Annotated in this window: 19 protein-coding genes; 3 read left to right on the forward strand and 16 right to left on the reverse strand. The window is 61.8% G+C overall.

Annotated features, from left to right (window positions below):
- Positions 1 to 55 precede the first annotated feature (55 nt).
- Positions 56 to 760 carry a glycosyltransferase gene (locus tag G7026_RS09300; protein ID WP_181070789.1) on the reverse strand — a complete coding sequence of 235 codons (705 nt, stop codon included), beginning with the start codon at positions 758 to 760 and terminating at the stop codon, positions 56 to 58.
- Between the two features lie 196 nt (positions 761 to 956).
- Here G7026_RS09300 and G7026_RS09305 point away from each other — a divergent pair, with 196 nt between their 5' ends.
- Entirely contained in the window at positions 957 to 2,267 is a 1,311-nt protein-coding gene (locus tag G7026_RS09305) for a hypothetical protein (protein ID WP_181070490.1), read from the forward strand.
- On the opposite strand, the gene G7026_RS09310 is transcribed toward G7026_RS09305, so the two are convergent.
- From G7026_RS09310 to glnE, 14 genes are all read right to left on the reverse strand, one after another.
- A complete protein-coding gene (locus G7026_RS09310) occupies positions 2,236 to 2,856 on the reverse strand; it encodes a CatB-related O-acetyltransferase (protein WP_181070491.1) in 621 nt (206 codons plus the stop codon). The genes G7026_RS09305 and G7026_RS09310 overlap by 32 nt on opposite strands.
- A gap of 15 nt (positions 2,857 to 2,871) precedes the next feature.
- Positions 2,872 to 3,759 (reverse strand): hypothetical protein, encoded by an 888-nt coding sequence (locus tag G7026_RS09315; RefSeq protein WP_181070492.1) that lies wholly within the window; start codon positions 3,757 to 3,759, stop codon positions 2,872 to 2,874.
- Positions 3,760 to 3,815: 56 nt separating this feature from the next.
- Positions 3,816 to 4,892: a hypothetical protein gene (locus G7026_RS09320; protein WP_181070493.1), complete on the reverse strand. Its 1,077-nt coding sequence runs from the start codon at positions 4,890 to 4,892 to the stop codon at positions 3,816 to 3,818.
- 70 nt (positions 4,893 to 4,962) lie between these two features.
- On the reverse strand, positions 4,963 to 6,093 hold the full coding sequence (locus G7026_RS09325) for a glycosyltransferase (RefSeq protein ID WP_181070494.1): 1,131 nt from the start codon (positions 6,091 to 6,093) through the stop codon (positions 4,963 to 4,965).
- Positions 6,090 to 7,835 carry a carbamoyltransferase family protein gene (locus G7026_RS09330; RefSeq protein ID WP_181070495.1) on the reverse strand — a complete coding sequence of 582 codons (1,746 nt, stop codon included), beginning with the start codon at positions 7,833 to 7,835 and terminating at the stop codon, positions 6,090 to 6,092. The genes G7026_RS09325 and G7026_RS09330 overlap by 4 nt, the downstream gene beginning before the upstream one ends.
- Before the next feature lie 55 nt (positions 7,836 to 7,890).
- The gene (locus tag G7026_RS09335; protein ID WP_181070496.1) at positions 7,891 to 9,336 is read right to left on the reverse strand and encodes a lipopolysaccharide kinase InaA family protein; all 1,446 of its coding nucleotides are present in this window, start codon (positions 9,334 to 9,336) and stop codon (positions 7,891 to 7,893) included.
- A complete protein-coding gene (locus tag G7026_RS09340) occupies positions 9,333 to 10,088 on the reverse strand; it encodes a lipopolysaccharide kinase InaA family protein (RefSeq protein WP_181070497.1) in 756 nt (251 codons plus the stop codon). The genes G7026_RS09335 and G7026_RS09340 overlap by 4 nt, the downstream gene beginning before the upstream one ends.
- Positions 10,085 to 10,822, reverse strand: a complete 738-nt coding sequence (locus G7026_RS09345; protein ID WP_181070498.1) for a lipopolysaccharide kinase InaA family protein — start codon at positions 10,820 to 10,822, stop codon at positions 10,085 to 10,087. The genes G7026_RS09340 and G7026_RS09345 overlap by 4 nt, the downstream gene beginning before the upstream one ends.
- Positions 10,819 to 11,634, reverse strand: a complete 816-nt coding sequence (gene rfaP, locus G7026_RS09350; RefSeq protein ID WP_181070499.1) for a lipopolysaccharide core heptose(I) kinase RfaP — start codon at positions 11,632 to 11,634, stop codon at positions 10,819 to 10,821. The genes G7026_RS09345 and rfaP overlap by 4 nt, the downstream gene beginning before the upstream one ends.
- Positions 11,635 to 11,710: 76 nt before the next feature.
- On the reverse strand, positions 11,711 to 12,832 hold the full coding sequence (locus tag G7026_RS09355; RefSeq protein ID WP_181070500.1) for a glycosyltransferase family 4 protein: 1,122 nt from the start codon (positions 12,830 to 12,832) through the stop codon (positions 11,711 to 11,713).
- On the reverse strand, positions 12,832 to 13,833 hold the full coding sequence (gene waaC, locus G7026_RS09360) for a lipopolysaccharide heptosyltransferase I (RefSeq protein ID WP_181070501.1): 1,002 nt from the start codon (positions 13,831 to 13,833) through the stop codon (positions 12,832 to 12,834). The genes G7026_RS09355 and waaC overlap by 1 nt, the downstream gene beginning before the upstream one ends.
- Entirely contained in the window at positions 13,834 to 14,868 is a 1,035-nt protein-coding gene (gene waaF, locus G7026_RS09365; protein ID WP_181070502.1) for a lipopolysaccharide heptosyltransferase II, read from the reverse strand. It abuts the gene before it with no gap.
- Between the two features lie 81 nt (positions 14,869 to 14,949).
- The gene (locus G7026_RS09370) at positions 14,950 to 15,873 is read right to left on the reverse strand and encodes a branched-chain amino acid transaminase (RefSeq protein WP_181070503.1); all 924 of its coding nucleotides are present in this window, start codon (positions 15,871 to 15,873) and stop codon (positions 14,950 to 14,952) included.
- Between the two features lie 51 nt (positions 15,874 to 15,924).
- Positions 15,925 to 18,867 carry a bifunctional [glutamate--ammonia ligase]-adenylyl-L-tyrosine phosphorylase/[glutamate--ammonia-ligase] adenylyltransferase gene (gene glnE, locus G7026_RS09375; RefSeq protein WP_181070504.1) on the reverse strand — a complete coding sequence of 981 codons (2,943 nt, stop codon included), beginning with the start codon at positions 18,865 to 18,867 and terminating at the stop codon, positions 15,925 to 15,927.
- A gap of 290 nt (positions 18,868 to 19,157) precedes the next feature.
- Here glnE and aceE point away from each other — a divergent pair, with 290 nt between their 5' ends.
- Both aceE and aceF read left to right on the forward strand, forming a co-directional pair.
- Entirely contained in the window at positions 19,158 to 21,803 is a 2,646-nt protein-coding gene (aceE, locus tag G7026_RS09380; RefSeq protein WP_181070505.1) for a pyruvate dehydrogenase (acetyl-transferring), homodimeric type, read from the forward strand.
- Positions 21,804 to 21,832: 29 nt separating this feature from the next.
- Positions 21,833 to 23,839 (forward strand): dihydrolipoyllysine-residue acetyltransferase, encoded by a 2,007-nt coding sequence (gene aceF, locus G7026_RS09385; protein ID WP_181070506.1) that lies wholly within the window; start codon positions 21,833 to 21,835, stop codon positions 23,837 to 23,839.
- A 99-nt stretch (positions 23,840 to 23,938) separates the two neighbouring features.
- On the opposite strand, the gene G7026_RS09390 is transcribed toward aceF, so the two are convergent.
- On the reverse strand, positions 23,939 to 24,466 hold the full coding sequence (locus tag G7026_RS09390; RefSeq protein ID WP_219858377.1) for a hypothetical protein: 528 nt from the start codon (positions 24,464 to 24,466) through the stop codon (positions 23,939 to 23,941).
- Between the last annotated feature and the right edge of the window lie 9 nt (positions 24,467 to 24,475).

Here is a 24,475-nt window from a genome sequence, read left to right on the forward strand (position 1 = left end):
TCACAATGCAAGCGCGCCACCTATTGACCGAGCAATATCCGTGGCGCGGCGCCGCTTACTTGGGTCGCTGCTGGCAGAAGGTCATCTTCGCATGCTCGGCAAACCACTCCTCGGCGAAGTCAGCGTTGCAATACTCCTCGAAATACGGCCCGCCTACGGTCCAATGCACGTTGCGAACATCGGCCGGAGGCTCCAAGTATTCACCCACCAGCCAGTTCCAGCGAACATCCAGCTCACCGATTTCGCTATCGTCGAGCCACTGGAAGCGATGCAGTTGCATGGCCGAGGCATCGCCCACGTAGGTATCGGTCACGACACGGTTGGATGGATGCGCGCAGTCCCAAAGCACCACCGAGGACCAGTTCTTTCGAGGGTATTTGTATTGGACGGTGTTGAGGTACTTCACACCGTCCCGCGGTTCATAGTCGTGTTTGACCACATACACCGCCTTGCCCGGATCACGTTCCACAGCCTGCAGAATTTCCGCGATATCGGTACGCAGCATCATGTCGCAGTCAAAGAAGACGGCGTAGCCGGTGTAATCACTCAGATAAGGCGTCAGAAACCGTGTAAAGGAGAATTCGTTCGATTGTTTCGCATCCCGCGGCCGGTCGTAGATTCCGGTCAGGTTCTTCAAATTCACAGGAATCAGCGCTACCGGAATGGAGCTGCGGGAAAGAATGGAATGCGCCATCACATGCCAAGCCACGCTCTCGACCGGATCGTAGCCAATGAAAACCTTCAGTACAGAATCTCGCATACAAGCCTCAAACTACGCGGCAACGCCGCAAAAAAAGGCGACAGGATAACGACTGAAGGCGTCGTTAGGCCACCCCTCTGCGACCAACCCGTTGCCCCGACACCCGACACAGCGGGCCAAGTCTATCGAGACGCATAGTGCCCTGACGTAATATTCTTTCCGCCCGTATAAAGCGTTCCAGGCAAACGACAATCCGATGTACGACGTATATGCAAGAATCAAAAAGCGGTTACAGGGCGAGCGCTATGGAATTTATGAGCTTTCCAAGCCCATCGCAGCGATATTGGCCAACATTCTTTATGACAAACGAACAAACCGGAAAAAACTGAAGCGAGCCCGCAAGCTACTGCTCTCGACACCCAGATACACCATGGCGGCAGATCTTGTTGGCAACGTTTTCACCTGGACAGTCGAGAGAGATGACCACAGGAGAAGCGCCGAAGATATCCAGCGAATATCCGAATACCAAGAACAAAGGTTCCACTTCGTGCGCATCCCCAACCTGTCGGAGGACACGTACAAGAAGCTAGATATCTCTGCGTTATGGTTTGCCGCTCGAATAGCCTGGCGCAGCAGGGAAACCCCAATAAACCGCTTTTTCGTCTTCTGTGCCGCGAGCTACGCGATCAAACACTTCAAAGCGATCGACGAAAAAGGGCTGACGAAGAAAATAACTCGACTAGTCGCCTACAACAGCTCGAACGCGCCGGAATGCTTTCTGACAACGGCTTGCAGAGCGCACGGCGTCGCTACCTTCTCGCTTCAACATGGCTTTTATTATGACCACGGCCAAAAACCGCCGCTCGCCGTGATCAACTACGAAAACGTAACTGCACAGTACCTGTTGATCTGGAGCGAGTTCTGCCGCGAACAGATTTCGGCATTTCACCACAGGCAAGGCATCGACATGGAATTCGAGATGCTGACAGCAGGTTACCTAAAACATGGAACGGCTCGCCCAACACCGGCCGTCGCAGCCGAAGCAAGTGTTCGTCCGCACCTCCTCTGCCTGCTTCCCGGCCCAAAAGACGAACAAGGGTGCGTGGAACTGCTCGAACTTTTATCCGAGCTTCCCGAAGACTACAGAATAACGGTACGCATGCACCCCTTCATGAGGGAGTCCAAGCGATTGCTCGACGTCCTGCCGCGCCAGGCCACGCTGGACGAAGACAGCTACCTGGCCGATACCCTGAGCGCACAACGCTTTACCGCCGCAGTGGGGTTCAACACGACCAGCCTTTTCGAAACACTGATTGTCCAAGTGCCCTGCGCAATCTTTCTAGCGAGCACAAACAGCTTTCGAACGCCCGAAATACCGGAATTCCAAACGGCGGAAGAACTGATAGACCTGCTCGACAACCCTACCTCATCAGCCGCACTGGGTGACTATCTCCTAGGAAGCGAAACCTTTCGCTACCCTGAAATTATCGGCGCACCGATCCCCGCCGCGCACCTTGTGGGCGAAGGAGAACTGCTCAATGAGTGCGGCGAGCGACGTATTCCATAAACGCAGTTATATCGTTTGAACAGAGTAGCTTTGCCACGGATCGAATCTCCCGCTCAGGCCAACTCCACCACTGCGATGCCAGCAAAGCGTCGCGGTGCTCGGCATCGAACCTCCACCGCAGATGGCGAGCCGGATTGCCAGCCACAACGCTGTAAGGCTCGACATCACGGGTAACGATCGCACCAGCCGCAACGACGGCGCCATGGCCGATGGTTACACCAGAAAGCACAATGCATCCGGTGCACAACCAGACATCACTGCCGACGACCACGTCTCCACGGGTACCGTTATAATCAATATTCGAAACCTCTTCGAACATGGCAGGAAAGGGAAACGTACTCAGCCAATCGATGCGATGGTTACCACCCAAAAGGATTCGAACATCCGCAGCGATCGAGGTATAGCTTCCGATGCGGAGCGTTGAGCCGTCGCCGAAATCGCGAACGTCTGGCACCCCGTAGCTTCCTTCGCCGATTTCGTAATCAGGGTAACGAAATCGGAACAAGGCGGGGCCTTGCTCAAAGCGGGACAGATCCTTCTCGATACGCTGCTTGACCTGCTTTTTCTTGTACCGCGACAACCATCCCATGCCATTTCCTCTTAGTCAGTTGCGCTTCATCGAGCGTCCAACCACCGTCCATTCTCCAAGCGTCCTTGGATGTTTCCCATGTACTAGGCAATGCAGCAACGAGGGCGCATAGCGGATCAGGCGATGACGTTTGCCCAATAGCTGTCGCACCATGTAGCGCAATACCTTGGGCTTGGAGATGCCCTTGTAATGCAGACGTAACAGGATGGCGACATAGAACTTTTCCAGATCGCGAAAGGCACTGACCTGCTCGCTCTCTTGCTCCAGTTCCGACAGGGAGTGCTGGAGGTCGCCATAACAACCCGCCGCAATTGGTAGCTTGCGCGCTAGCCGCTGAATTCGTACGAAGAGCGAGACGTCGACGCCATACAATGCAAAGCGCTCATCGAACGCCTCGCCCTCTTCCGCGGCCAATTCCATCAGCAAGCGACGAGACAGCGCCATACCGGACGTTATGGTGATCAGGCCCTCGGCATCCAAAGGCTGCTCGGTGGAGACGACCCGTTTATGTTGTTTGGGGTAATGACAGACCTGCTGCCCCCATATGCGAGGGGCGATCACATCGAGCGAAGGATGGTTTTCCAAAGCCTGCCAATAAGATTCACCGACCTCGGTGTCGTGATCGAAAAAGACGAATCGCTCGGCGTCCATCTGCACGATCCGGTTGTACACCATGCTCAAAGGAAGATTGTCCGTTCGATTTTCGATCTTGATGAACTTCCAGCGTGAAGCACTACGAAAGGCTTCGATCTCGGAAGCTTCAAGGAGACTCGGACCGTTGTTCCATACAACCAGAGAGCTTTGCTCCCTGAGCGCCTCCGGAAAACTACGTTCCAGGCTCCGCAGCGTCGCGCCTTCGGCCAAACGCTGGTTGTAGATAACGACAAGAACTACGTACTTCACTGACAGATCCTAAACAAACTGTACTGCGGGTGCGCCATATGGTCGCCGGCGTGATATCAGGTCGGCGTATTCGTCGTCTGATCGACCGAGGCAAGGCGCTGGTGAAAATAATCAAGCGCGGCCTGCTCATCAGCTTTGCTCGGAGGCCTGGGCAGATTGCTCGGCCAGACCCCCGACTTGAAAGACTGCTCGAACGAGCCGCCATCCATGTCCTGTAGAGCACCCTCCCACCAAGCCGTTCGGCATATCTGGGAATACGCATCGTCAGGCAGCAGGCAACCATAGAAGATCGACCGCCCCTGCTTTCTCCCAGCCTTGGGAAACGGTTTGAGGCGCCATTTGGCCCACAGGCGCCACCAGGGTTTCGGACAGGGCTTGCTGCGCGGAACCTCTCGACTGAGGCCCACGAGTGACGAGTGGTAAGCCTCGCCATGACGGGAAAAGAACAGGGCGAGCATGGCATGAAAGTAACGCTTGCTACCGAAGTAATGATGGATGCAATGGTTCGCCTCGTGCACGGTCTTGCCGTGTAGCGCAAACGACAGAGCCACCTGTTCGATGATCGGGATTTCCGCACAGAACTCATGCCACTGATCGATGAGACCGATCGACTGCTGGAACAGAGGCCCGTCGTCACTCGTAAGACCACAGATGCCGCTGTTGTACATCCGCATATCATCTGGCGGCATGGCCCCTTGAGCGGATAATGCGGCTCGCAGCCCGACGAACTCCTTGAAGCCGGCTGTTGCGCGCCACTCCCATTCAAGAGTGTCCATCAGATAGCTACCGTTACCAATCTGATCGAACAGAGGCTTCGGATCTGACTTGAAAAACGTATCCGAGTCGACGAAAAGGGTCTTGTCGGCGAATGCTAGCCCAGCGGCCATGGCGCACGCCTTCTTGCGATGCGTGTAGCCATGTTCGCCAGCCCAGCTCGACAGCTGCTCTGCTGAAAGCGCCTCGGTGATGACCGGCCAACCGTCGAAATCCTCAGGACGGTCGGTCATCACCCGGATCACGATTCCGTCGTCGCCCAAGTGTTCCAGCGCCGTCAGAATGCTGAACTTGGCCTCCCGTATATAAGTTGGATGACCTCCATACAGGAAGTACAGCAGCTGCTTAGTCATCGCCATACGGGGTATCCGGCCTTAAGTTGTTTAGCAGGTGCAAGAGCGCCACGGGGCTCGTGAAGAAAATAGAGAGTCATACTTTGCTGCCGCGCACCGAGTTGTAACCGAACCCTTTCGCCATCAAAGCAGCGAATCGGTGCCGAGCGGAGCGATCGGAGAAAAAAAGCTCAAGCCGACTGGCGACGATTCCGGCTTGCGCAGGTGGCATTCCGGCAGCGGCTTCGATCAGCCTTTGAGCCAGCGCCGCGGCATCACCAAATGGGAAAAGGGCTCCCGCATCGCCTACCACCTCACGCCCGCCGCCACAATCACTGCAGATCACCGGCACACCGGCCGCCATCGCCTCTAGCAGCACCATGCCGAACGGCTCATGATCCGAGGTCAGCGCGAAAACGTCGAACGCCTTGAAATAGCGGCGCGCCCAAGGTACCTGGCCCAGGAACAGAACCCGCTCGGCGATACCCTCGGCTACCGCAAGCTGCTTGAGCTGACCTTCCAGACGGCCAGTCCCGAGAACGACCAGCAGGCTTTCTTCGGGCAGATGCGGCAAGGCGCGTGCGAAACCGCGAATCAGCGTCGCCTGGTCCTTGTCCGGATGCAGGCGTCCGACATTGCCGACAACCCAGGAGCCGGCGGGCAGCCCCATCGCTTCGCGTGCAGCATTCCGCCCGACTTGCTGGCTCTGCACCACCTCGATATCGATACGGTTGTAGAGGGTTTCGATTCGCTCGGAAGGCCAACCTGGCAGGCAACGACGGATATCGTCGCGCACGGCATCGGAGACGCCCAGCAACCAGAGGCGCCGGCGAAACAGGTTGGCGAACAACTGCCGCGAGCGGCGTGCGTAGTCGCCGAAGGCGTGATGCACGTTGATCACTGGCAATCGAGTGCCGAGCAGCGCCACGTAGGCCGGTTTGGAGCGATGAGCGATGCAGAGTACGAAATCGCGGGACGCGGCGATCCGACGGATATCGCGTATCGCCGCGAGCTTCAGCCCCCGCACCGCTTTGCTGTCGTAACCGAGGAAGATCACCTCGTTCGAGGCAGAGCCCTGTTCGACCTCGGCGTCAGGCGCGCCAGTCAGGTAAACGGTCGTGACCCTGTATTCGCTACCCTCGAACAGCGCCGCATACTGACGGGCGCAATCGAGAAAGGGGCCGTCATAACCATGGCAAAACTGGAGAACGTGCCGCTCAGCGCTCATGCCAGTTCCTTGCCGTCCTTGACTACCAGAATGTCTTCCATGATCAGATACTCCAGATCCGATCCATAAAACATGTTCAGCGCGTCCGTCGGCGAGCAGATCATCGGCTCGCCACGGCGGTTAAGCGACGTGTTCAGGGAAACACCGTTGCCGGTCAGCTTTTCCAGCTCGACCATCAGGTCGTACCAGCGCGGGTTGTGGCGGCGCTCCAATACCTGGGCGCGGGATGTGCCGTCTTCATGCACCACTTCTCCGACCCGCGCTTTCCACTCCTCATTGACCTCGAAGGTAAAGGTCATGAACGGCGAAGGATGATCGACCTTGAGCATCTGCGGCGCCACGGTATCCAGCATCGACGGGCAGAAGGGCCTCCAGCGCTCGCGGAATTTGATCTGCTCGTTGATGCGATCGGCCACACCCGGCACGCTCGGGCAACCGATGATCGAGCGCCCGCCCAGCGCGCGCGGCCCGAACTCCATGCGCCCCTGGAACCAGGCCACGGGATTGCCCTCGACCATGATCCGGGCGATGCGCTGCGGCATGTCATCGATTTTCTGCCAGCGCGGCTGGCTCGGGTGGCGGGCACAGGCCGCGATTATGTCTTCGTTGCTGTAGGACGGGCCGAGGTAGACGTGCTCCATCTTCTCCACCGGCACACCGCGCTGGTGCGAAATGTATGCCGCCGCGCCCACGGCGGTTCCGGCGTCGCCGGAGGCGGGCTGTACGAACAACTCCTTCACGTCCGGGCGCGCAATGATCTTCTGGTTCAACTTGACGTTGAGCGCGCAGCCACCGGCGAACGCGATCTTGCCGGTCTCGCGAATGATGTCGCCCAGGTAGTAATCCATCATCTCCAGGGCAAGCTTCTCGAACAGGGCCTGCATGCTGGCGGCGTAGTGGATGTAGGGATCGTCGGCGATGTCGCCTTCACGCTTGGGCCCCAGCCACTCGATCAGCTTGGGCGAGAAGTAGTAGCCCTTGCCCTTTTCCTTGTAGCGGCGGAAACCGATGACGTTGACGTAGTCGGTGTTGATGGTCAGTTCGCCGTTCTCGAACGTGGCCAGACGCGAAAAGTCGTATTTGCTCGCATCACCGTAGGGCGCCATGCCCATGACCTTGAATTCGCCGTCGAGCATCTCGAAACCGAGAAACTCGGTAATGGCACCGTACAAGCCGCCCAACGAGTCAGGGTCGTAGAATTCCTTGATCTTGTGGATACGGCCGTTCTCGCCGTAGCCAAAGAAGGTCGTGGCGTATTCGCCCTTGCCGTCGATGCCGAGAATGGCGGTTTTTTCCTTGAAGCCGGAGCAGTGGTAGGCACTGGACGCGTGGGCAAGGTGATGCTCGACCGGCTCGATCTTCACCTTCTTCAGATCGAATCCCAGCTGCTGCAGGCACCACTGAATGCGCTTCTTGTAGCGGTAATAGCGGCGATTTCCGAGAAGAATGGCATCCAACGCCCGATCCGGCGCGTACCAGTAGCGCTTGGCATAATGCCAGCGGGCCTTTTCGAAAATGCTGATCGGTGCAAACGGAATGGCGACGACGTCAACGTCCGACGGCTTGATACCGGTCTGCTCCAGACAGAACTTGGCGGACTCGTAAGGCATGCGGTTCTTCGCGTGCTTATCGCGCACGAAGCGCTCTTCTTCGGCAGCCGCGATCAACTTTCCGTCGATGTACAGCGCTGCGGAAGGATCATGACTGAGGGCGCCGGAAAGGCCGAGAATCGTCAATGCCACAGGTAAGCCTCTTAACTCTGCCGCTTCAACCATGAAGCAGCGATTGGTGTTGATGTCACGGACGCGCCGGGTCCACAGAGTTCGCCTTCGGCAACCGCTCGTCGAGGAGCCGATGCAAGTTGGACTCCGCAGGCCAGTTGCGCAGGAAGCGCGCCCGATCCTTGGCAAAGGCGGGACTGGTGCTGTTCAAGTCCGGATGCTGGCGCACCGCATCGAGGTCGATCAGCCAGAGTTGCCCGTCCCGCCAGAGCATGTTGGTGCCCTTGAGGTCGCCATGGCTGATCCGCTCTCGGATGAAGCTTGCGAACAATGCGCAAACGGCTTGCAGCATGTGCTCAGGCAGTCCGCCGTCGAGATAGGGCTCGAAAACCTCGATTATATCCTGCCCGCCAAGGTATTCGGTAACCAGGTAGCTTCTCCCACGCAACCCCAGACGCCGGTGCTCGAGCATGGCCAGCGGCCTGGGAGTGGCGATACCGACGAAATTGAGCCGATGCCCTTCCATCCAGCTATGCCAGGCACGGGTCGGGCGCCAGCAGCGACGCAGCCAGTGTCCGACGCTCTTGAGGTTGTAGCGTTTGATCACCAGCAGACGCCCCTCACGCTCGACCAGCGCAACGGTGGCACTACCGCCCTGCTTGAGGGAGCGCCCGTTGGCAATCGCCGCGTCGGGATCGTCCAGCAAGGCACTCAGCGCGGGGACCTCATCGCGGCAGACCGCACGCAGCTCGCTCGCACTGCGCTGCACGCTGAACAGCGTGCAGTCACGTCCAAGCTTGCCGAGGAAGTCCTTCAGCCGCCATCGCCTGACGCGGGCAATCTCCTTGAGCAGACTTTCCAGCGGCAAGGCGTGCGTGCCGTTGGCCAGCAGGTAATGCACCAGCAGCTCTTCCAGATGAGGCTCGAGCGTGGCCGGCAGCTGCGCGAAGAACACTCCTAGGTTCTCCAGCACGCGGGCACGATCGAGCGGCTCGCCAGGCACCGATGCCTGAATGCCTCCCCCATCGATCAGCCACAGCTGGCCGTCCTGCTTGAGCAGGTTGTCCAGATGCAGGTCGCTCTGCCACAGCCCCCTGGCGTGCAGTGCCGCTATCGACTGCAGAGCCTCGCCGAGGATCGCCTGTTGTGCATCGGACAGCGGTGCTTGTCGCTCGACGGCACGCCAGGCTTCGCCGAGGCTTAGTGCATCTTCGAGATAGACGAACAGCAGCCAGCCACCCTTTCCAGACACGGCGCCACTGGCGAGCAGTTCGGGCGTGGGCAGGCCCTGCTGCGAGAGCCATTGAACACCATCACGTTCGCGCCCGAGATGCCGCTCGGCCTTGTTGCCGACGAACAGCTTGGCGAGCACCGTTCGTCCCTGCCAGCGGGCCCGGGCGACGTAACGCTGGCCAGGCAGCACCCGCAGCCACTGCGTCAGTTCGAGGGACTCGCCATCGAGCGAGAGCGTCAGCGGCAAGGCCGGTGAACGGCCAGCATGACGCAGTTCGGCGAGCCTCACGCCCTGGCTCCTTTGTTCAGACTGCGCGCCGACATTCGCCCCAGCCAGGAATCGAGCGCAGCGTCATCGGCACCGAGCCCCAGATAGGCCGCGAGCAGACCGCGTACGTCACCTTCACGCCAGCCGCGCGCGCGGCGCACCAGCGTCTCGATATCGCGCAGCCGGTCGCCGCGACCGAAAAGTAGCGGCCGGGTCTTTTCCAGATCGATCAGACAGGCGTCGAAGCCATCGTTTTCCCGGCGCAGAAAGATGTGCTTGGGGTACAGGCAACCATGCTTCTGGCCGGCCTCGTGCAGCCGTTGGGCAAGCCGCCCGCACGCTTCGACTATGGACTCGCGGGTGACGTGCTCCAGATCCCGCCAGCCCGACAGCCAATCACCCAGGTCGCGCCAGCCGTCCAGCGCACGAGTCAGCAGGATCGCCCGAATCTCACCCTTCTGCCGGCGCTGCCCGAAAAACGCCGCCTGCAACGCGGGAATACCCCGACGCTGGTACAGGAGGATGTTGCGAAACTCGCGAGCGAAAGTCGGCTCGCCAAACGGGCTGAACAGCGATCGTGCAAGGTGATTGGACTGACGCTTGAGGTAGTAGGCCCGGCCTTCGACCTCGAGCCGATAGACCCCGCTCCAACCACCTCGCCCGCGGTTGAGCTCATCCACGGCGGGCAGTTCGAGCGCCCATAGAGAATCGAAGTCGACCATGCCATTGCGCTGCAGAACGTCGTAGTCGTCGTCGGCGAAAAAATCCTTCATTCGCGGCCCTCGAAGAACGTGAGTATCTGCCGGATCATCGGGCGATCCGCCGGCATCAGGCGGGACTGCTGCCGATACTGAAGATAGAAGCGAAGGCGCTGGGTGCGCGACAGCCGATACTTGGCCACCTTGTCCAGGCAGGCGAGGTCCTTGACGACGCGGTGTCTCAGGAATGGCCCCCACCAGAAGTCGCCGGTGGGACAGTCGATGAGAAACAGCTGATCCGCTTCGTTCACCAGCAAATTCCGCCACTTGAGGTCGTTGTGGGCGAACCGGTGCTCGTGCAGGGCGCGGGTCGCCTGGGCCAGCTGGCGGCTGATGTGATCGACCCAGGCCCGATTGGATAACCGAGGGTCGCCGGCCTTCGCCATGGCCGCCATATCGGTGGTGTTCTCCACTTCCAGCGTCACCAGCGCGCCGCGGGCGAAAAGGCCATGGCGGCGCTCCAGACCCCAGGCGACCATTGGAGCCACCGGAATGCCCAGACACTCGAAATAGCGTAGGTTCTGCCATTCCGCTTTGACCCGCGGCCTACCGACAAAGCGACGCAGGCCCTTACCGGCCGCGTGGTAGCGCTTGACGTAATAGCGTCGCTCGTCGACGGTCACGCGGATCACTTCGGACAATGGATCACTGGCGATGCGTTCGCCTTCGAGGGTGAATACCGCCTCGAGCGAACGGAACGCCGAAGCGGCCGCGGACGAGGCATCAGCGGCAACCTGCCATTGGCTCATTGTCCGGGACCCGGTGCATATTTGCGCGCATAGCGCGCCTGCAGCTGTGCGCCCTTGCGGGCCAGACGCGTAAGCAGCGGCGCCTCGTCGCGCAGAATCTCGCGCAATGGCCTCTGGAAGTAGCGTCGCAGAAAGCGCAAGCGATCACGGCCGGTCAGACCGATGTCCATCGCAGAAAAATAGAGGCCAGCAAGGTCCTTGTCGCGCCAGCGCCGGGGCGTTGCGGCTCGCGTCTGGGCTCGGTGCAGATCGATCAGCGACAACCTGACGGCATCCGCCGTAACCGGCGTATCGGTATGCAGGAGGAAATGACAGATGTAGCAGTCGCGGTGGTTGACGCCGGCCCGGTGCATGGTCCCGGTCATCCGCGCCACCTCGTCGATCAGCGCCCATTTCAGCCGAGCAGGCGGAGGCTGCTGAGGCCAGTCGCGGCAGAAGTCTTCGAGACTGATGGTAGGCGCCAGCTCTTCGGTGACGATGAACGAATGCTGCGCTGCCGGATTGCTGCCTCGCTCGCCGTAAGCCACCGCAGTCATGGTCGGCACCCCGGCCTGGTGCAGCCGATCGAGCGCGCGCCACTCTTGCCCCGCGCCCAGCACCGGAGCCTTGGCGGTGACCAGATTCTTGATGATTTCTCCCCAGCCGACGCCACGGTGGATCTTGACGAAATAGCCACGCCCCTCGACCTCGGTACGCAGCGTGCGCCGTGCCTCGAGCTCCCGGTAGACCTGCCCTTGCAATTGCTCGACCGCCTGGAACGGGTCGCGACCGGCCCACAGCGAAGCGAACGGCTCGCCGAGTTTCAGCTTCATCGGGCACCTCCCGGGGCACATGCGTCCCTGTCGAACATTGCCGGGCCTACTCCAACCGCATCCTGCGGACGAAGGCTCACGAATGCGCCCCCAGGATCACATCGGCCGCGCGCTCCGGCATGCTGTAGAGATCGGCCTGATCGGCATAGGCCAGCGCATTGCGCTGCCAGAGCGCACGCTGTTCGCCTTCGGCGAGCATCTGCGCGAGCGTCGCATTCAGGGCCTGCTGGTCGAATGGGCTTGGCACCACACGGCCGCAATCGGCGTCTTCGATGTAGTGGGCATAGCCGCAAACGTCCGTCACCAGCACCGGCAACCCCGCCACCAGCGCCTCGAGCAGCACGGTACCGGTATTCTCGTTATACGCGGGATGGATCAGCAGATCGGCGCCGAGCAGAAAGCGTGGCACATCGCTACGGCCCTTGAGGAACACGACCTGTTCGGCGATGCCCAGCGCCGTGCTCTGCAACTGGAAAGGCTTGGGATCGTCCTGGCCGATGACGAACAGCCGCGTGCGCTGTTTGATCTCGCGAGGCAGCGCTGCCAAAGCCTTGAGGCTGCGGTCCAGACCTTTGGTCTTGAAGCCCGAACCGATCTGCACCAGCAGCAACTGGCTGTCGTTCAGGCCGAATTCCGCACGAAAATCGGCGCGAACGGCTTCGGCATCCGGCGGCGCGCGGCGGTCCTGGGCGATGCCGGGGGGCAGCAGGTGAAAGCGCTCGGCCGGGGTCCCGTAGTGTTTGACGAAGAGCGGCTGCTGCACCTCGGAGATCATCAGGATCTCGGTCTTCGACTGGGGGTCGAAAACGGCCCGCTCATAGCGGGCGAAATGTTTGTACCGACCCCAGCGACGATAGACGGGGTTGCGCAGGGTCTGCGCCTTGTCTTCGAAACAGGGGTCAGCCGCGTAGTACACGTCGAGCCCCGGCATCTTGTTGAAACCCACGACCCGATCGACTGGCCGCTTGGCCAGGTCATCCTCGACCCAGGCCGTGAAACGTTCGTTGCGGGTATGGTTGAACAGCGCCTTGACCGGAGCGACGAGCACCTCGAAACCCTCGGGCACCTCACCTTCCCAGATCATCGTATAGACGCGGATGGCGTGGCCACGGCGCTGGCACTCCAGCGCAATGCGCATGAAGTCGCGCTGGAGCCCGCCGAACGGGAAGTATTTGTAGAGAATAAAGGCCAGTTGCATCAGACACTCTCCGGCTTCAGCAACAGCGTCTGAAGTTTATTGAAGACACGCTCGGCACGGAGCTCGTCAAAACAGGGTTTTTCCCGATCGCCGCTGCCGGCGTTCGGGCCGCTGGCACACAGATGGACCTGGGATCGTCCATAGGCGCCTACCCTTCCGGGCAAGGTTGGACCATAGAGCGATACCGTCGGCACATCGAGCGCCGCCGCCAGATGACCGAGCCCGGTGTCCACCGCCACACAGGCACGCGCGCCGGCGATCTGCCCGGCGACGCCAGCCAGGTTCAGCCGAGGCAACACCGATACCAGGGAAAGCCCCTCGGCGATTCGCTCGGCTCGAGCGCGCTCGGCCTCGTTTCCCCAAGGCAGGCGGATCGCCCAGCCGTCGGCGCTCAGGCGCTCGGCCAGCTCGCGCCAATAGGGCTCGGGCCAATGCTTGCTCGGCCAGGTGGTGCCGTGCAGGAATACCAGATAGGGCTCGCCGCTGCCCAGCTGCAGCCGCGCACGATCCAGCCCGTAATCACCGAGACCGCTCGGCAGCGAATATCCCAGCGCCTGGGCGACCAGCTGGCGCACCCGCTCCAGCGCATGTTGATTACGCGGCACGGCGTAGCGGTGATCATAGAAACGCGACGCCAACGGCTCGCGCGCCGAATGCCGGTCGAGCCCGGCGACCTCGGCATCGGCATAGCGCGTCAGCAGGGCGCTCTTGAGCAGACCCTGGGCATCGATGATCAGATCGTACTTCCGTTCGCGAAGGCGCGCCTTGAACCGGCCCCACTCGCCGCTGCGCAGCGTCTGCAGCGGGTGTTTGCGCCAGCGGCGGAGCGCCACGGGAATGACCTGGTCGACCGCGGGATGCCAACTCGGGATCTCGGCGAAACCCTCCTCCACCACCCAGTCGAAGCGCACCTCGCCCAGCGCTCGCAACGCATCGGTCAGCGCCGGTAGCGTATGGATGACATCGCCCAGCGAGGAAGTCTTGACCAGCAGGACACGCACTCAGCGGACCTCGACCGGCTGCGGAACAAGGCGATCGAGCGCCTCGACCACAGGTCTTGGCTTGAGCTCGCGCATGCAGTTGTTATGGCCGAAGCGACAAGTGCGCTCGAAGCAGGGGCTGCAATCGAGCCCGAGGCGCACCACCTCGACCTGCTGCGACAGCGGCGGTGTAAACGCTGGCGACGTGGAACCGTAGACCGCAACCAACGGCCGGGCGACAGCCGCCGCCACGTGCATCAGCCCCGAATCGTTGGAGACCACCGCCTCGGCACAGGACAGCAGGTCAATCACCTCGGCCAGGCTGGTCTCGCCCGAGAGGTTGATCGCCTCTTCCCGCAGACCCGGTATCAGGCGCGCGCGGATGTCTTCGCCGACCTCGCGGTCGTTCTTCGAGCCAAACAGCCAGACCTGCCAACCCTGCCGGATTTTCAGCTCGGCGACTTTGGCGAAATGCTCCGAAGGCCAACGCTTGGACTCACCGAACTCGGCGCCCGGACACAGGGCCAGCGCCGGCCGATCCAGGCTCAGACCGAACTTGGCAAGCGCCGCCTCGCGGCTCTGCGTCTCGATGCGCAATGCAGGCTGAGGATAAGGCTCGGGCAGCGTGGCGCCCGGTTCGAAGGCCAGCGCCATGAACCGCTCGATCATCAGGGGATAGCGCGCCTTGTCCAGCTTACGGATGTCGTTGAGCAGGCCGAAACGCATCTCGCCGCGCCAGCCGGTCCGCTTGGGAATGCCGGCAAAGAACGGCACCAGCGCCGACTTCAACGAGTTGGGCAGCACGATGGCTTGGTCATAGCGGCCGCGCAAACCCTGGGCGATCTTGCGGCGCGTGGCCATTTCCAGCGCACCGTGGCCGACCGGGAAGCTCAGCGCCTGACGCACCTCGGGCATCCGCTCGAGGATGGGACGGCTCCAGTCTGGCGCCAGCACGTCGATTTCACAGTCGCGATGGCGCTGTTTCAGGCAGGCGAACAGCGTCTGCGCCATCACCATGTCGCCGACCCAACTGGGACCAATGATCAAAATATTCATAAGCTCGAAGCCTTGAGCAAAAAGCTGGAAGCACGTGCCGGCGTGTTCTTCACGTCCGGCTCCTAGCTACCAGCTCCCGGCTTATTTGACCAGCGTCCGCCATTCGGCGTGCGCCGCGGTCTGGCCGGTGACCAGATCGAAATAAGCCTTCTGCAGCTTCTCGGTGACCGGACCACGGCGTCCGGGCCCGATCAGGCGACCGTCGACTTCGCGGATAGGCGTCACTTCGGCGGCGGTGCCGGTGAAGAAGGCCTCGTCAGCGATATAGACCTCATCGCGGGTGATGCGCTTTTCGATCACCTTGATGCCAAGCTCTTCGGCCAACGTCAGCACGGTGCCACGGGTGATGCCGTTGAGGCAGGCCGTCACTTCAGGGGTGTAGATGACGCCGTCCTTGATGATGAAGATGTTCTCGCCCGAACCCTCGGCCACGTAGCCCTCAGGATCGAGCATCAGCGCTTCGTCGGCGCCGCCGGAAATCGCTTCCTGCAGGGCCAGCATCGAGTTGATGTAGGCGCCGTTGGACTTGGCGCGGGTCATCGAGATGTTGACGTGGTGACGGGTGAAGGAGCTGGTGCGGACCTTGATGCCCTGGGTCAGTGCCTCTTCGCCCATGTAGGCGCCCCAGTGCCAGGCGGCGACGATCAGGTGGACCTTCAGCCCGGTGGCGCGCAGGCCCATGCCTTCGGATCCGTAGAACACCATCGGACGGATGTAGGCGGTTTCCAGATTGTTCTCGCGCACCGCGGCGCGGGTCGCTTCGTTGACCTCGTCCTTGGTGAACGGGATCTTCATGTTCATGATGTGCGCGGAATCGAACAGCCTGTCGGTATGCGCCTGCAGGCGGAAGATGGCGGTGCCGTCAGGGGTGTTGTAGGCGCGTACGCCTTCGAAAACGCCCATCCCATAGTGCAGGGTATGGGTCAGTACGTGAGTGGTGGCCTCACGCCATTGAACCAGTTCGCCGTCATACCAGATCACGCCATCACGGTCGGACATCGACATCGTTGCCAGCTCCTCGAAATTCGCTACGTAGGTTGCAAGGTTGCGGCGGGGCTAGCTGAGCCCCAGCTCGCGCCAGATGCGCATGACCGCCTGGCGTTCTTCACGGAATTGGTCCGCACTCACCTCGCCGGGCAGTTTCTGCAACGACAGGCGGTGCGCCGCAGCGCGATAGGCCTTGTAGGCCTCCTGCAGCAGACCGACCTCGCCCGCGGGCATCAGCCCGGCCTGCTGGAGGCCATCGAGGATGCGGATGTTATCGGTGTAGCGCAGCAGCTCGGGGTGCCCATGCGACCACGCCAGAGCCGCGTATTGCACCATAAATTCGATATCCACGATACCACCGGCATCCTGCTTGAGATCGAAGCTCGCCTGTGGATCGAAGGCGTTGTCGCCCAGTCCGGCCTGGGTTCGCCGTGTCCCGAGGCTATCGCGCATCTTGCCGCGCATCTCGCTGACTTCGCCACGCAGCCGCGCCAGATCGCGTTCACGACTGAGCACGGCGACGCGAACCCGCTGAAAGTCCGCCGCCAGCCGCGGGCAGCCCACCAGCACCCGAGCACGAACCAGCGCCTGATGCTCCCAGGTCCAGGCCTCGTCACTCTGGTAGCGTTCGAAGGCTTTCAACGAACTCACCAGCAACCCGGCGGCGCCGGACGGGCGCAGCCGCATGTCGACTTCGTACAACTGCCCGCTGATGGTCTGCGTGGTCAGTAAATGGATGATCCGCTGGCCCAGTCGGGTGAAGAACTGCGCCCCGTCGATCGGTTTGGCACCATCGGTCTCGGCATTGGGGTCACCGTCGTGAATGAACACCAGATCCAGATCCGATCCATGCCCCAGCTCCAGGCCGCCGACCTTGCCGTAACCGACAATCACGAAGGCGGGATCGCAGAGTGAACCATCGCTGCGCGGCGGCTGGCCGTGACGTGCCACCGTATGCCGCCACGCCAGCGCGAAGACCTGCTCGAGAATGGCCTCGGCCAGCCAGGTAAGGTAATCGCTGACCTTCATCAGAGGCAGAGTCCCGGCGATTTCCGAGGCAGCCACCCGCAGCCGATGGGCCAGCTTGAAATGCCGCAGCGCCTCCATCTGTTGCTCAAGGTCGTCCTCAGGAATGCGCATCAGCCGCTCGCGCAACTCGGCGGCGAGCTCCGGCGCCTGCGGCGGGCTGTACAGTCGCCCGGCGTTGAGCAACTCGTCGAGCAGGACCGGGAAACGAGCGATCTGTTCGGCGATCCATGGACTGCCCGCACAGAGCTCCAGCAAACGCTGCAAGGCGCCCGGATTCTCCGTCAACAGGACCAGGTAGGCCGAGCGTCGAGCCACGGCCTCGATCAAGGGCAGCACCCGTTCGAGCACCAGATCGGGATCGTCGTGCTCCACCGTCTGCGCCAGCAGCCTTGGGATGAAGCCGTCCAGGCGCTCACGTCCGAGCCGCTGCATGGTGCGTACCTGGCTGCCGCTGCGCAGCGCGCCGAGCCGTTCGCAAGCGGCCTGCGGATTGGAAAACCCCGCCTCGGCCAACTGACGACAGGCGAATTCTTCGTCCCAATGTTCTTGCCACAGCGGCAACCACTCGAGCCCAGCCAGCGGTTGCCCCTGCCCCGCTTCATCCTCGCCCGGGTCTGCGATCACGTTGGCGAAATGTCGGGCGACACATTCGCGCCAGAACCGCAGCTGCTGATGGAACGCTTCCCAGCTGTCGAAGCCGAGCATGAAGGCCACCCGCGTCCGGTCCGGCTCGCCGTCCGGCAGCATCTGCGTCTGGCGATCGCCGATCGCCTGCAAGGCATGCTCGGTATAGCGCAAGAACTCATACCCTTCGCGCAGCTCGACGACCGCCTCGGCGGGCAGGTAGCCCTGGCTTTCCAGGGTAGCCAGCACCTTCAGCAGCGGGCGCTGCTGCAAGCTCAGGTCGCGGCCGCCGTGGATCAGCTGGAACGACTGGGCGATGAATTCGACCTCGCGTATCCCGCCGGCGCCGAGCTTGATGTTCTCGGTCATACCCTTGCGCCGGACTTCCTGCTGGATCAACTGCTTCATGCTGCGCATCGCATCGATGGCCGAGAAGTCCAGGTAGCGGCGATAGACGAACGGCCGCAGCATCGCCAGCAACTCGTCACCCGCCCGCTGATCGCCACCGACCACCCGCGCCTTGATCATCGCGTAGCGCTCCCAGTCGCGCCCCTGATCCTGGTAGTACTGTTCCAGCGCGTTGAAGCTGAGCACCAGCGCACCCGCCGAGCCATAGGGTCGCAGCCGCATGTCGACGCGAAAGACGAAACCGTCGACGGTGATGGCGTCGAGCGCCTTGATCAGGCGCTGCCCCAGGCGAATGAAGAACTGCTGGTTGTCCAGCGAGCGCTTGACCCCTTCTGTCTCGCCGCCTTCGGGGTAACCGAAGATCAGGTCGATGTCGGAAGACAGATTGAGCTCGTGAGCACCGAGCTTGCCCATGCCGAGGATGACCATATGCATGGGTGCACCGCTATGACGGCCGACCGGCGTGCCCAACTGCTCGCAATGGCGCGGGTAGATCCATTGGTAGGCCAGGTCGATGCATGCATCGGCAAGGTCCGACAGGTCGCGGCAGGTCTCGGACAGCGCCGCCTGCCGCGTCACATCGCGCCAGATGATGCGCACCTGTTGATGGTTGCGAAATCGGCGCAGCACCTGGGCCAGGGCGTCTTCATCGCTACACGGTTCCAGCTGCGCAGCCAGGCTCTGGCGCAGCTCACCCTCCGCCATCGGGCGCTCGAGCAGGCCGCTTTCGGCCAGCTGCAGCAACATTTCACGATCTCGACTAACCTGATCGACGACGAATTCACTGGCAGCGGCAACCCGTCTGAAGGCATCGTGCCTGTCGGCGGGCCATGCCGCGAATCGGTCCGAGACTTCCGACGGACAGCCCTCGTCAGGGAGGAACAACCCTTCGGCGCGACTGACAAAACCCTGAAGCGGGGCCGGTACTGCTACCTGAGAAGGCAGACTCATGAAATTTTTCCTTCAGGCCTTGGACAAGCGCTCAAGGATCAAGCGAAGCGGCATGGGGCGTGGCTTTGCGGCCTGATCCGGGTGGCTGGAGAAAGGCGCAAAGGACCCCGCAGCTGTAGCTTCACTACCGGTGTTTGTGCCCCGGGGGCTGAACATGCCGTCCGATTTGTAGTAAAACTACAGAGCCCGGTCATACTCCGGCACTCATCCAAAAAATAACGCGCCCGCTCAAAAAGCGAGCCGCGACGTAGGCGACCGATTCTGGAAGCCTTTCCGCCCTGGAGCAAGCCATGCAAGACCTTGATCCCGTCGAAACCCAGGAATGGCTGGATGCCCTCGACTCCGTTATCGATCGAGAAGGTGAAGACCGAGCCCACTATCTGCTGACCCGGATGGGCGAACTGGCCACCCGTAGCGGTACACCTCTTCCCTACGCAATCACCACGCCATACCGCAATACCATCCCGGTTACTCGCGAAGCGCGCATGCCCGGCGACCTTTTCATGGAGCGTCGCATCCGCTCGCTGGTCCGTTGGAACGCCCTGGCGATGGTGATGCGCGCCAACCTGAAAGACCCGGACCTGGGTGGACACATTTCCACCTTCGCCTCCAGCGCCACGCTGTACGACATCGGCTTCAACTATTTCTTCCAGGCCCCGACCGAAGAACACGGCGGAGACCTGATCTACTACCAGGGCCACGCCTCTCCCGGCATCTACGCCCGCGCCTTCCTCGAAGGTCGCCTGAGCGAAGAGCAAATGCTCAACTTCCGCCAGGAAGTCGATGGCAACGGCCTGTCGAGCTACCCGCATCCGCACCTGATGCCGGACTTCTGGCAGTTCCCGACCGTCTCCATGGGCCTCGGCCCGATCCAGGCGATCTACCAGGCGCGCTTCATGAAGTACCTGGAGAACCGCGGCTTCATCCCGGCGGGCAAGCAGCGCGTGTGGTGCTTCATCGGCGACGGCGAATGCGACGAACCGGAAACACTCGGCGCCATCTCCCTGGCCGGTCGTGAGAACCTCGACAACCTGGTATTCGTCATCAACTGCAACCTGCAGCGTCTGGACGGCCCGGTTCGCGGCAACAGCAAGATCATCCAGGAGCTGGAAGGCGTGTTCAAAGGCGCCAACTGGAACGTCAACAAGGTCATCTGGGGTCGCATGTGGGACCCGCTGTTCGCCGAGGACGACGACGGTCGCATGCAGCGCCGCATGGACGAGGCGATCGACGGCGAGTACCAGAACTACAAGGCCAAAGACGGCGCTTACGTGCGCAAGCATTTCTTCGGTGCCGATCCGGAGCTGCTCAAGCGCGTCGAGCGTCTCTCCGACGAGGAAGTGTGGAAGCTCAACCGTGGCGGCCACGACCCGTACAAGGTCTACGCGGCCTACCATCAGGCCGTGAACCACAAAGGTCAGCCGACCGTCATTCTGGCCAAGACCATCAAGGGTTACGGCACTGGTGCCGGTGAGGCGAAGAACATCGCCCACAACACCAAGAAAGTCGATATCGACAGCCTGAAGAAATTCCGCGACCGCTTCGATATCCCGGTCAACGATTCGCAGCTCGAAGAGCTGCCGTTCTTCCGTCCGGCCGAAGACAGCGCGGAGATGAAATACCTGCGCAAGTGCCGCGAGAAACTCGGCGGCCACCTGCCGCAGCGTCGACCGAAGAGCTTCAGCATCCCGACGCCGCCGCTGGAGACGCTCAAAGCGGTGCTCGACGGTTCGGGCGATCGTGAAATCTCCACTACCATGGCGTTCGGCCGGATCCTCTCGCAGCTGGTCAAGGACAAGGATCTTGGCAAGCGCATCGTGCCGATCCTGGCCGACGAGGCGCGTACCTTCGGTATGGAAGGCATGTTCCGCCAGCTGGGCATCTACTCCCCGGTGGGGCAGCTGTACGAGCCGGTCGACCGCGACCAGGTGATGTACTACCGCGAAGAGCGCGACGGCCAGATCCTCCAGGAAGGCCTCAACGAAGCCGGTGCCTTCTCGTCGTTCATCGCCGCGGGTACCGCCTACAGCAACTACAACCAGCCGATGCTGCCGGTCTACATCTTCTATTCGATGTTCGGCTTCCAGCGTATCGGCGACCTGGCCTGGGCGGCGGGCGATGCCCAGTCCCGCGGCTTCCTGCTGGGAGGCACCTCCGGGCGCACGACGCTCAACGGCGAAGGCCTGCAGCACGAGGACGGCCACAGCCACATCCTCGCCAGCACCATCCCGAACTGCCGCAGCTATGACCCCACCTACGGCTACGAGCTGGCGGTGATCATGCACCACGGCATGCATCAGATGATGGAGAAGCAGGAAAGCGTCTACTACTACATCACCGTGATGAACGAGAACTACCAGCAGCCAGCCATGCCGGCCGGCGTGGAAGACGGCATCATCAAGGGCATGTACCTGCTCGAGGAAGCCAAGGGCGACTTCAAGCACCGTGTCCAGCTGCTGGGCAGCGGCACCATCCTGCTGGAAGTGCGCGCCGCGGTGGAAATGCTCGCCCAGTTCGGCGTCGGTGCCGATGTGTGGAGCGTCACCAGCTTCAACGAACTGCGCCGTGACGGCTTGGCCGTCGACCGCTGGAACCGCCTGCACCCGACCGAAGAGCCACGCAAGACCTACGTCGAGCAGTGCCTGGAAGGCCGCGAAGGTCCGGTGGTCGCCTCTACCGACTACATGAAGCTGTTCGCCGACCAGATCCGCCAGTGGGTTCCGTCCAAGGAATATCAGGTGCTGGGCACCGACGGCTATGGTCGCAGCGATACGCGCAAGAAGCTGCGCGACTTCTTCGAAGTCGACCGTCGCTGGGTCACCCTCGCCGCGCTGCAAGCACTCGCCGATCGAGGCGCCATCGAACGCAAGGTCGTGGCTGACGCCATCACCCAGTTCGGTATCGACCCCGAGAAGCGCAATCCGCTGGATTGCTGATTGCCGCGAGCGAACAGGAGAACATTATTGTGAGTGAAACCATTCGCGTACCCGATATCGGCAGTGGCGAAGGCGAGGTCATCGAGCTGATGGTCAAGGTCGGCGACACCGTCGAGGCCGAGCAGAGCCTGCTGACCCTGGAGTCGGACAAGGCCAGCATGGAGATTCCCGCGCCCAAGGCCGGGAAGATCACGGCACTGCACATCAAGCTGGGCGATAGCCTGAAGACCGGCGATCTGCTGCTGGACATGGAAAGCGCCGACGGCGAGGCGAGCGAGAGCAAGCCCGAAGCCGCCGAGCCTGCCGGAGCCGCCACCGGCGGGCCGGCAGACGAAGCCGAAGCCCCGACTCCGCCAGGCGACGACGATGCGTCCGCCTCGGCCGAGGAAGGCGAGTCCCAGGAGATCAAGGTTCCCGACATCGGCTCGTCCGGCAAGGCGAGCGTGATCGAAATCTCGGTCAAGCCCGGCGACACCATTGCCGCCGAGCAATCGCTGATCACCCTCGAGTCCGATAAGGCGAGCATGGAGATCCCCTCTCCCGCTGCCGGTGTGGTAGAGAGCCTCTCGGTCAAGGTTGGCGACGAAGTCGGCACCGGCGATTTGATTCTCGTACTCAAAGGCGCCGTCCAGGCCAAGCCGAAGCAGGCGGCCAGCGCACCGGCCGCCAACAAGACCCAGAGCAAGGAACAGCCCGAGCAAGCTGCCGCCGAACAGCCGGCAGGCGACAGCACGGAAGAAATCCGGATTCCGGACATCGGCTCCAGCGGCACCGCCAATGTCATCGAGGTTATGGTCAAGGCAGGCGACAAGGTCGAAGCCGACCAGTCGCTGATCACCCTCGAGTCCGATAAGGCGAGCATGGAAATCCCGGCCCCCAAGGCCGGCACCGTCGAAAGCGTGTCGATCAAGGTAGGTGACGAAGCCAAGACCGGTGATCTGATCCTGACCCTGAAGGTCGCTGGCGCCGCAACGCCTGCCAAGGCTGCGGCCAAGGCAGACGACAAGGCCCCGGCCGCAGCGCCCCAGCAGTCGGTCGCACCGAACAAGCAGGGCGTGCCGGAAGCCAAGGCATCGGCTGCGCCAGCCCCCGCTGCGACTCCGAGCGCAGACGGCAAGAAGATCCATGCAGGCCCGGCGGTTCGCATGCTGGCCCGTGAGTTCGGCGTCGAGCTGAGCCAGGTCAACGGCAGCGGCCCGAAAGGCCGGATCCTCAAGGAAGACGTGCAGAGCTACGTCAAGGCCATGATGCAACAGGCCAAGAGCGCACCGGCAGCCGCTGCAGGCGCCAGTGGCGGCGCGGGCATCCCGCCGATCCCGACCGTGGACTTCAGCAAGTTCGGCGAAGTCGAAGAAGTCGCCATGACCCGCCTGATGCAGGTGGGCGCGGCGAACCTGCATCGTAGCTGGCTCAACGTGCCCCACGTGACCCAATTCGATCAGGCCGACATCACTGAGCTCGAGGCCTTCCGCGTCGCTCAGAAAGCCGTGGCGGAAAAGGCTGGCGTCAAGCTGACCGTACTACCGCTGCTGCTCAAGGCTTGCGCGCACCTGCTCAAGGAGCTGCCGGACTTCAACAGCTCGCTGGCACCAAGCGGCAAAGCGATTATCCGCAAGAAGTATGTCCACCTGGGCTTTGCGGTCGATACGCCCGATGGCCTGCTGGTACCGGTGATCAAGAACGTCGACCAGAAGAGCCTGCTGCAGTTGGCCGCCGAAGCCGCCGAACTGGCCGAGAAAGCACGTACCAAGAAGCTTTCTCCGGATGCCATGCAGGGTGCCTGCTTCACCATCTCCAGCCTTGGGCATATCGGCGGTACCGGCTTCACGCCGATCGTCAATGCGCCGGAAGTGGCGATCCTCGGTGTCAGCAAGGCGACCATGCAGCCGGTCTGGGATGGCAAGGCCTTCCAGCCCAAGCTGATGCTGCCGCTGTCGCTGTCCTACGATCACCGCGTGATCAACGGCGCCGCGGCGGCACGCTTCACCAAGCGCCTTGGCGAGCTGCTGGCGGATATACGCACGATGCTGCTGTGAGTTGAATTAGCGTCACTTGCCCCGCCAACTGGCGGGGCTTTTTTTTGCGCGAAATGGACTTAACGGAGAGCACCGCGCCGTGACGGCGAAGCGCAGGGCTTAGCCCTTTTGCAGATTACGAATCAGGAACGACAGCGCCTTGGCCAGCTGCTCGGCTCCCTTGGGATCGCGCAGCAGCGTCAGCATTGGGCTGCCATCGGCGGGACTGCCGACCACGCAGACCAGCCCTTGGGCAGGGCATTGATATTGCAGATAAGGATCGACACCGTAGACCGACAGCGTACGATTGCTGACCGCGACCGTTCCGTTCTGGTGGCGGATTTCCTCGCGGATACGCAGCTCTCCCGGCGCGCTGGCGCTCAGCTGGTAGTTCAGGTCGTGAGGATCGGGCTGACCGACCTGGTAAGCCGCCCGCAGCGCATAAGTCTTGAGCAGGTCATTGCTGTGCGCGAACAGGGCATCGCGCTCGTTATCGGTGAGGTACAGGCCCTTGATTTCGGCCAGGTACCGCGCCGGCTCGTCGGAGCCTAAAGAGCCTTGGTTCTGGGCCGAAACAATGGGAGCACATGCACAGAAAAGCGGGATGAGCAGTAACTTGGAGAGCTGGCTTGTCAGTCCTCTTCGCATGATGCACCC

The sequence above is a fragment of the Stutzerimonas azotifigens genome (assembly GCF_013522725.1).
In the GTDB taxonomy this organism is placed as follows: domain Bacteria; phylum Pseudomonadota; class Gammaproteobacteria; order Pseudomonadales; family Pseudomonadaceae; genus Stutzerimonas; species Stutzerimonas azotifigens_A.

Bases quoted from the DNA above. Each gene is read 5' to 3' on its own strand.
- G7026_RS09300 (WP_181070789.1), bottom strand. From the start codon at position 760: ATGCGAGATTCTGTACTGAAGGTTTTCATTGGCTACGATCCGGTCGAG.
- G7026_RS09305 (WP_181070490.1), top strand. From the start codon at position 957: ATGTACGACGTATATGCAAGAATCAAAAAGCGGTTACAGGGCGAGCGC.
- G7026_RS09310 (WP_181070491.1), bottom strand. From the start codon at position 2,856: ATGGGATGGTTGTCGCGGTACAAGAAAAAGCAGGTCAAGCAGCGTATC.
- G7026_RS09320 (WP_181070493.1), bottom strand. From the start codon at position 4,892: ATGGCGATGACTAAGCAGCTGCTGTACTTCCTGTATGGAGGTCATCCA.
- G7026_RS09325 (WP_181070494.1), bottom strand. From the start codon at position 6,093: ATGAGCGCTGAGCGGCACGTTCTCCAGTTTTGCCATGGTTATGACGGC.
- G7026_RS09340 (WP_181070497.1), bottom strand. From the start codon at position 10,088: ATGAAGGATTTTTTCGCCGACGACGACTACGACGTTCTGCAGCGCAAT.
- G7026_RS09345 (WP_181070498.1), bottom strand. From the start codon at position 10,822: ATGAGCCAATGGCAGGTTGCCGCTGATGCCTCGTCCGCGGCCGCTTCG.
- rfaP (WP_181070499.1), bottom strand. From the start codon at position 11,634: ATGAAGCTGAAACTCGGCGAGCCGTTCGCTTCGCTGTGGGCCGGTCGC.
- G7026_RS09355 (WP_181070500.1), bottom strand. From the start codon at position 12,832: ATGCAACTGGCCTTTATTCTCTACAAATACTTCCCGTTCGGCGGGCTC.
- waaF (WP_181070502.1), bottom strand. From the start codon at position 14,868: ATGAATATTTTGATCATTGGTCCCAGTTGGGTCGGCGACATGGTGATG.
- G7026_RS09370 (WP_181070503.1), bottom strand. From the start codon at position 15,873: ATGTCGATGTCCGACCGTGATGGCGTGATCTGGTATGACGGCGAACTG.
- glnE (WP_181070504.1), bottom strand. From the start codon at position 18,867: ATGAGTCTGCCTTCTCAGGTAGCAGTACCGGCCCCGCTTCAGGGTTTT.
- aceE (WP_181070505.1), top strand. From the start codon at position 19,158: ATGCAAGACCTTGATCCCGTCGAAACCCAGGAATGGCTGGATGCCCTC.
- G7026_RS09390 (WP_219858377.1), bottom strand. From the start codon at position 24,466: ATGCGAAGAGGACTGACAAGCCAGCTCTCCAAGTTACTGCTCATCCCG.